The 7,301-nt window shown below is 67.0% G+C and carries 6 protein-coding genes; 5 read left to right on the top strand and 1 reads right to left on the bottom strand.

Going from position 1 to position 7,301, the window contains the following annotated elements:
• Positions 1-735 precede the first annotated feature (735 nt).
• Positions 736-1,638, bottom strand: coding sequence for an ABC transporter substrate-binding protein (locus BM162_RS21830; protein WP_093425938.1), 903 nt, complete (start codon positions 1,636-1,638; stop codon positions 736-738).
• Positions 1,639-1,739: 101 nt separating this feature from the next.
• On the opposite strand from BM162_RS21830, the gene BM162_RS21825 reads away from it, so the two are divergent.
• The 5 genes from BM162_RS21825 to BM162_RS21805 all read left to right on the top strand — a co-directional run.
• On the top strand, positions 1,740-2,723 hold the full coding sequence (locus BM162_RS21825) for a FecCD family ABC transporter permease (protein ID WP_093425936.1): 984 nt from the start codon (positions 1,740-1,742) through the stop codon (positions 2,721-2,723).
• On the top strand, positions 2,720-3,724 hold the full coding sequence (locus BM162_RS21820; protein ID WP_093425934.1) for a FecCD family ABC transporter permease: 1,005 nt from the start codon (positions 2,720-2,722) through the stop codon (positions 3,722-3,724). The genes BM162_RS21825 and BM162_RS21820 overlap by 4 nt, the downstream gene beginning before the upstream one ends.
• The gene (locus BM162_RS21815; RefSeq protein WP_093425932.1) at positions 3,717-4,523 is read left to right on the top strand and encodes an ABC transporter ATP-binding protein; all 807 of its coding nucleotides are present in this window, start codon (positions 3,717-3,719) and stop codon (positions 4,521-4,523) included. The genes BM162_RS21820 and BM162_RS21815 overlap by 8 nt, the downstream gene beginning before the upstream one ends.
• A 1,106-nt stretch (positions 4,524-5,629) precedes the next feature.
• The gene (locus tag BM162_RS21810) at positions 5,630-5,998 is read left to right on the top strand and encodes a c-type cytochrome (protein WP_143096297.1); all 369 of its coding nucleotides are present in this window, start codon (positions 5,630-5,632) and stop codon (positions 5,996-5,998) included.
• 88 nt (positions 5,999-6,086) lie between these two features.
• The coding region (locus BM162_RS21805) for an ATP-grasp domain-containing protein (protein ID WP_093425928.1) at positions 6,087-7,301 on the top strand (1,215 nt) is incomplete at its 3' end.

Here is a 7,301-nt window from a genome sequence, read left to right as displayed (position 1 = left end):
CACTTCATTTGGGGGCGCCGTCTTCCACGGCTTGATCTCGACCTGCGGCGCGACTGTCGCAAACGACCCTGCCGACGCGATCGCGTAGGTGGCCCGCGTCCTGCGGCCCGGCGGGCGATGTGCGCTCGCGACTTGGGCCGATGATCCGGAAGGCCGGGCGATGGCGTGCTCCAAGCCTGGAGGGAGGCAAGGCTCGCGGGAAAAAGCGCGATGTACAATTGTGGCGCCGCTGGAGCCGACGCGACGCCAGAGCCGCTGAGCCCCGTCTGGAGCGGCATCTTGCCGTTCGAACCCCGGGCGACCCAGCGGAAGAAGAAGCCTCTCTGCGCACGCCTCAGCGCCTCACGCGCACCCCGCGGAGGTTGGCAGGATGTCCTAACTGGCGCTCAACGTCTTTGGCAGGGGTGCCGGCACATCCAGCGCTACTAGCCGCCGATCCTTGCAGAGCCGAAGCGATGTGCGCGCCCTGCCAACCCGCGACGCACCGGACATGTAAGGCAGCGCCGCTCTGCTATCAGCAGTTCATCCGCATGAGATTAAACGTTATGACAAGCAAGGCCACGGCATGGCGGCCTCGCGGAGTTGAAGATCTCGATATTAGCGACGCCTGCCACCTTGCGTCCGAATGGTCGCAGGCTAGCCGCTGAAAGCCAAGCGCTTTCCCGCCCTGCTGAGCCAGTTGGCGGTCCACTACGGGCAGCACCGGCGGACATACGGTCCGCCGACCACCTCACCTCAGTGGCCCACGCCGTAGATGCGCGCAATGTCCTCGAGCATCAGCCGCGCCGCCAGGACGCCGCCGGCGGTGTTCCACACCGCATCGTCGACCGCATGGACCCGGCCGTCCTGCACCGCCGACAGCGACTGCCACAGCGGGTCGTCCAGCACCTCCTCGGCCAGCGCCGCGCCCTCGCCGTCGCCAGTGTCGTAGGTGAAGTGGAAGATGCGGTCGCCGTCCATGTCGGGGATGCTTTCCTTGCCCACGCGCAGGGCAAAGTCGTCCACGTCCTGGTTCTCGGGCCGCTCGAAGCCCAGTTGGTCCAGCACCACGCCCGAGAAGCTGTCGAGCTGATAGATGCGGATCTGGCCCGGCAGGAAGCGGACCACCGACACCTCCTCGTCGGTCGCCTCGCCCAGGGCGTCGGAGAGGTCGGCCACGTGCTGCCGGTAATCGGCGATGACCTGCTCGCCCTCCTCCTCGAGGCCCAGTGCCTCGGCGTATAGGTCGAAGTTGATCTGCCAGTCGCCGCGCAACTGCTCGGACATCACTGTGGGCGCGATGGCCGAAAGCTGGTCGTACACCTTCTCCTGCCGCATGCGGTTGCCGATGATCAGGTCGGGCTCGAGCGCGGCGACGAGTTCGAGGTTCACACCGCTCTCGGTGCCCACGACCTCGGCGTCCTGCATCTGCCCGGCGATGTGGTCGTACCAAGGATCGCCCGTCCACGAGCGCACCGCGCCAACCGGGGTGATGCCGAGCGCCAGCAGCGCCTCTGTCCCCTCGTTCGTCAGGATGACGACGCGCTCGGGGTCGTCGGGCACCTCGGTCGTGCCCATGGCGTGCGTCACCTCGCGCGCCTGAAGCGCACCCGCGAAAACAAGGCTCGCGACGGCGGCCGCGGCGGCGATACGAAACATGGCAGGTCCTCCAGAATGTCTGGCGTCCAGCCGTCGCAAATCCGAGCGAAATCATCAAGAACACATTTGACTAAATTGATCGGAATTGCGAAGAGCCGCCCATGGGCCGCATCGTGCTTTTGCTGTCGGCGAGTCTCGTGCTTCTGGCCTTGGCCTCGCTTCATCTTGGCCTCCGCCTATACAGCCCGGCGGAGGTCTGGCATGCGCTCGTCTCGGGATCGGATGATCCCGACGCGCTGATCATCCGCACCCTGCGCCTGCCCCGCACGTTGGTCGCGCTCGCGGTGGGCGCGGCGCTGGGGCTGAGCGGACTGCTGATGCAGACCGTTAGCCGCAATCCCATAGCCGAGCCGGGGCTTCTGGGCGTCAACGCCGGAGCCGCCTTCGCCGTGGTGCTGGCGGTGACGCTGACGGGCGCGGCCGACCTCGCCACGCTGACGATGCTTTCGGCCGCCGGAGCCATGGCCGCCGCGACGCTGGTCTTCGGACTGGCGCTGTCGGGCGGGCTGGGCTTTTCGCCGCTGCACCTGCTTCTCGCCGGCGTCACCGTCGCCGCGCTCCTGTCGGCGGGCACGCAGGTGGCGATCATCCTCGACGAGGCGGCGATGGAGGAGCTTCTGTTCTGGCTCTCGGGCGCCTTCGCCGACCGCCCCCTCGCGCCGCTGGCCTATGCCCTGCCCCTGATCGGCGTGGTTTCGGCCGCCGCGCTGGCCTTCGCACGGACGCTCGACGTGTTGCAGACCGACGACGGCACAGCCGTTGCGCTCGGCGTGCCGGTGCGCGCGACGCGGCTGGTCGCGCTGCTGGGCGCGTCCCTGCTGGCCGGGGCGGCGGTGGCGCTGGCCGGGCCGGTGGCCTTCCTGGGCCTCGTCGCGCCCCACCTCGCGCGGCTGACCGGCCAGCGAGGGCACGCGCGTCTGGTGCCGCTCACGCTTCTCGCGGGCGCAGCGTTGGCGCTGGCCGCCGACATCGTGGCGCGGTTCGTGATCTTCCCGAGCGAAGCCCCGATTTCGGCCGTCACCGCCGTGGCGGGCGTGCCGCTCCTGTTGGTCCTGCTCAGGCGCCACCGGCTTGGGGCAGCATGAGCATCCCGCTGCGCCTGTCCGCCCTGGCGCTCGCGCTGGCTGTCCTGTTCCTGGCGGGCGTGGGCGTCGGCAGCTCGTTCATCCCGCCCGAGCGGGTGATCGCGGCACTCTTTGGCGCAGGCGAGCGGACGGACGGCATCATCGTGTGGAACCTGCGCCTTCCGCGCGTCCTTCTGGCCATCCTCGCCGGGGTCGCGCTGGCGCTGGCGGGCGCGCTGCTTCAGCGGGCGACGCGAAACCCGTTGGCCTCACCCTCGGTGCTGGGGGTGGTGGACGGTGCGGCGGTGGGCGTGCTGGTCTTTCTCTTCGCCTTCTCGGACAGCGCCAACCTGTTGCAGGTCTCGGTCCTCTGGCAGCCGGCTTTCGCCGCCGCGGGCGCGGGGGTCTTCGCGCTGGCCGTGGCCGGGCTGGTCTGGCGCGACCGGGGTGACCCGATGCGGCTGATCCTCTACGGCGTGGCGCTTGCGGCGCTGGCCAACGCGGCGGTGGTGCTGATGCTGATCGTCGGCCCCGTCTATCGCTCGAGCCAGGCGTTGATCTGGCTCGCTGGGTCCGTGCACCAAGCCGAGTGGCGCGACGTCGCCATTGTGTCGGCCGCGGTCGCCCCTGCCCTGCCCTTGCTCGCGCTCATGGCGCGTCCGCTCGACCAGATGCGGCTCGACCCGCTGAGCGCCTTCGCCACCGGCCTGCGGGTTGAACTGACGCGCGCGGCAGCACTGCTCCTGTCGGTTTACCTCGCGGCGGCCGCCGTCAGCGTGGCGGGTGGCATCGGCTTCGTTGGCTTGATCGCCCCCCACGCCGCACGGCTGCTCCTGGGAACAGCCGCCGGGGCTCAGATGCTGGGCGCGGCGCTTCTGGGCGGTGCCATCGTCTCGGGTGCCGACCTGCTGGTGCGCGCGGCCTTCCAGCCGCTCGAGGTGCCGACGGGCGCCGTCACCGCCTTGATCGGTGCGCCTTACTTCCTGTTCCTCCTGACCCGGGTGGGCCGTACCCATGCCTGATTCCGCGCTGTCGCTGTCCTCCGCCGCCATCGGCTATGACCGCAAGCTGGTGTTCGAGGACCTGTCGCTCGACATCCCGCCGGGGCAGGTCACCGCGCTCTGCGGTCCCAACGGCTGCGGCAAGTCGACAGCCCTCAAGGCCATGCGCCGGGTCCTGCCCCTGTCGCGAGGCGAGGCAAGTCTGCTCGACCGCCCCTTGAGCGAATGGCCGGCCCGCGAGCTGGCACGTGAGCTCGCCATGCTGTCGCAGACGCCTGAGGCGCCGGGCGAGATGAGCGTCGAGGAGCTCGTCGCGCTCGGCCGCTACGCCCATCGCCCGCCGCTCTCGGGCCGCCGCGCGACCGACCGCGCGGCTGTAACCGCGGCGATGTCGGCGGTGGATGTTTCCGACCTGGCGGCCCGGCCCATCGGCGCGCTCTCGGGCGGGCAGCTTCAGCGGGTGTGGCTGGCGATGGTGATCGCGCAGGAGTCGCCCGTGGTCCTGCTCGACGAGCCCACCAATCACCTCGACATCGCCCACGCGCTCGAGACCCTGTCGCTGGTGCGCCACCTGTCGCGCGCCATGGGCAAGACGGTGGTGGTGGTGCTGCACGATCTCAATCTCGCAGCGCGCTTCGCAGACCGCCTGGTGTTCTTCCGTGCCGGGCAAATCGTTTCGCAAGGCGCGGTCGGCGAGGTGTTTCGCGAGGAGATCATCAGCGAGGTCTTCGGCATCGACTGTGAGGTTCGTGCCGAGGGCCCGGAGGGCCGACCGTTCTTCCTCCCGCACCACCGCGCGGTTCGCCAGGCGGCGGAGTAAGTCAAGCAACTCTTTGGCCAGGAGGAAGCCTCGCGGTGAACCGCACCGGGTCTGCCGGAGGCGGAACAGAACCTGCTGGTGACCTTCCGACTGTGCGACCCGCACGAAGAGATCAAGGTGGACACCGAGGCTGTCGACGCGCTGACGCCTGTGCTCTTGCTGCTGCCGGCGAAGGCGCGCTGCAGATGTGGAGCACATCCTGAGCAGCGGTGAGGATGAACCCGCCGCGGAGCACTGCTCGAGGAGAACCACGACACAGAGCCGCTGAGCCGCGCCTGGAGCGGTATCTTGCCGGGCCTGCGCAGACCCCGCTCGCGAGCAGAAGAGGCCGCTCTACGCGCACCTCAGCGCCTCCTGCGCCCTCACGCTTAGGCTGGACGGATGTCTTCGGTGCTGTGCGCCCTCTTTGGCAGGGGCACCGGCGCTTTCAACGCCGCCAGCCGCCGCCCCTTGGAGAGCCGAGCGGCGGCATGATTGCCAGTCGCCCGTCGAGCGAAAGGCGAAGTAGGCCAGAACCCCTTGAAGCTGGCGCTCTTCGACCGCGAGCCACAGTTCCTCGCTTATCGGCCAGTCTTTGCCTCATCCCTCAGGAGTCCTTATCGACTTTGCTCGCCGACGGTTGGCGGGTATGGAACTTGAAGAAGGTGTCACATAGCCGCTGATGCCGGACAATTCGCACCGGTCTCGGGCGAATTAGCTAACATTCCTTTCCACTCGCGAAAGTGCTATACGCGCAACCTCCTCGAGTGGCCACGCCGCCTATCAGACCGCAGCGACAGTTCGTGCTGAACTTCGCGTTGGCGGTGCAGCCGGCTGCTTTGCGACGGGTCGTGGTCGCAACGGACTGAGAGTGGTCGGGCAACGGCTTCCGCGCATCTGGAAATTAGAGTGCTCGGGCCCACTGCCGGCACCTGAATGCATCTCGGATCATGACAGACGTCAATGGTGAACACCTCCGCGATTGCTACCCTTGATGCAGACTGGAAAAGCTGGAGAGCATCATGAATGGTTCAATAACACTGGCGGGTGCGGCGCTCGCGTTCCTTACTGTATGCCTGCCATCGCAAGCGCAGGTCCCGGCTGTGGACCGAGAACGTCCGGCACCGGTGATAATCGAACCGACCGCACGTGAATTCCTGAACTCCTGTGCGTCCTGCCACGGCATGGACGGCAAAGGCGCGGGCTTTCTGACGAGGCTGTTTCGCGGCGTCGATCCCGGCGACCTCACGCAGCTCGCCGCAAACAACGGCGGCACGTTCCCGCTGGAGCGTGCCTTTGCCGTCATCGATGGCCGAGCCGAGGTCGCCGCGCATGGAGACCGGAAGATGCCCGTCTGGGGCGACCGCTACATGAACGCCGAGATGTCCGAGTGGGGACCCGACGAGTTGAACGAACTGCGTGTGCGCAATCGCATTTACGCGCTCGTCCATTACCTGCAGTCGATGCAGGAAACCGGCGGCAACACTCAGCAGTGAGGCCGGAGACGGATCATTGTTCGGATACACCGGAATTCGAATTCGACGGTCGGTGCGATCTTCTTAGGAATGAAGCCAAGGAAGCGAGATGCGTCAAGAGCGCAAGAGGAACATCTTCGTCACCGGACTCGACCCGTTCAACCTGCGGCTTTTGCATAGCGTTCGTCATGCCGAACGCTATGCGTTCCACACGCTCTACGAACGGCAACAAATCACCTATGCGAAAAGCTTCGACATGGCGGCTCTCCTCGACGAGGGGCGGCGCGTCTTGCGCGCCTTCGATCGTACCGTCGACGCCATCGTCGGCTATTGGGATTTCCCATCGATCCTGATGATCCCGATCCTGAGGCGCGAGCTCGGGTTGCCGGGGCCGAGCCTCGAAAGCGTCCTGCGCTGCCAGCACAAGTACTGGAGCCGGCTTGAGCAGGCCAAGGCATTGCCCGACCAGGTGCCCCGTTTCGCGCTTGTCGATCCTTTTGAGGACGATCCCGCCGCGCCGCCTCTGAGCTTCCCATTTTGGCTAAAGCCGGTGACGGCGCATTCCTCTCTTCTTGGCTTCCTGGTGAAGGATGTGAGCGAGTACCGGCACGCGCTCGCCGAGACCCGTGCCGGCATCCACCGCTTCGCCCGGCCCCTCGACGTGCTGATGGAGTACGCCGACCTGCCCGCCGAGATTGCGGAGGCGGGAGCCTGGAAGTGCATCGCCGAGGAGATCATCTCCGCCGGGCGGCAATGTACGCTGGAAGGCTACGTGCTGAACGGCGAGGCCGAGGTCTATGGCATCGTCGACTCGATCCGCGGCCCCAACCGCTCCAGCCTCGAACGCTACGAGTACCCCTCGGCGCTGCCGGACCCCGTGAAGGCGCGCCTGCGCGCTTCGGCGGCCAAGGTTCTGGGACAAATTGGGCTGGACGACACGCCGTTCAACATGGAGTTTTTCTATCATGCCGCCGACGACAGCCTGGCGCTCCTCGAGATCAACGCCCGCATCTCCAAGTCCCACAGTCCGCTCTTCGACAAGGTCGAGGGCGTTCCCCACAAGGAGGTGATGATCGATGTGGCGCTGGGGCGGAAGCCGGACTACCCGGCGCGGCAAGGCGCATTCCGGTACGCGGCAAAGTTCATGCCGAGGTTGTACGGACACTCCGCCGATGAGATCGTGACCCATGCGCCCTCGAAGCCCGAGATACAGGCCTTGGAGGAGCAGTACCCCGGCACCGAGATCCAGCTGCATATCGAGGAAGGCATGCAGCTTGGTGAAGATCACCACTACGACGAGTACAGCTATGAGCTTGGCGCAATC

It is taken from the genome of Tranquillimonas alkanivorans (assembly GCF_900115595.1).
GTDB classification, from domain to species: domain Bacteria; phylum Pseudomonadota; class Alphaproteobacteria; order Rhodobacterales; family Rhodobacteraceae; genus Tranquillimonas; species Tranquillimonas alkanivorans.
The sequence above is the reverse complement of the archived record's forward strand: the minus strand, read 5'-3'. Positions and strand labels throughout refer to the sequence as shown.

What these genes read in the sequence shown, in the direction of transcription:
- BM162_RS21820 (WP_093425934.1), top strand. Translation starts at nt 2,720, where the DNA reads ATGAGCATCCCGCTGCGCCTGTCCGCCCTGGCGCTCGCGCTGGCTGTC.
- BM162_RS21830 (WP_093425938.1), bottom strand. Translation starts at nt 1,638, where the DNA reads ATGTTTCGTATCGCCGCCGCGGCCGCCGTCGCGAGCCTTGTTTTCGCG.
- BM162_RS21825 (WP_093425936.1), top strand. Translation starts at nt 1,740, where the DNA reads ATGGGCCGCATCGTGCTTTTGCTGTCGGCGAGTCTCGTGCTTCTGGCC.
- BM162_RS21815 (WP_093425932.1), top strand. Translation starts at nt 3,717, where the DNA reads ATGCCTGATTCCGCGCTGTCGCTGTCCTCCGCCGCCATCGGCTATGAC.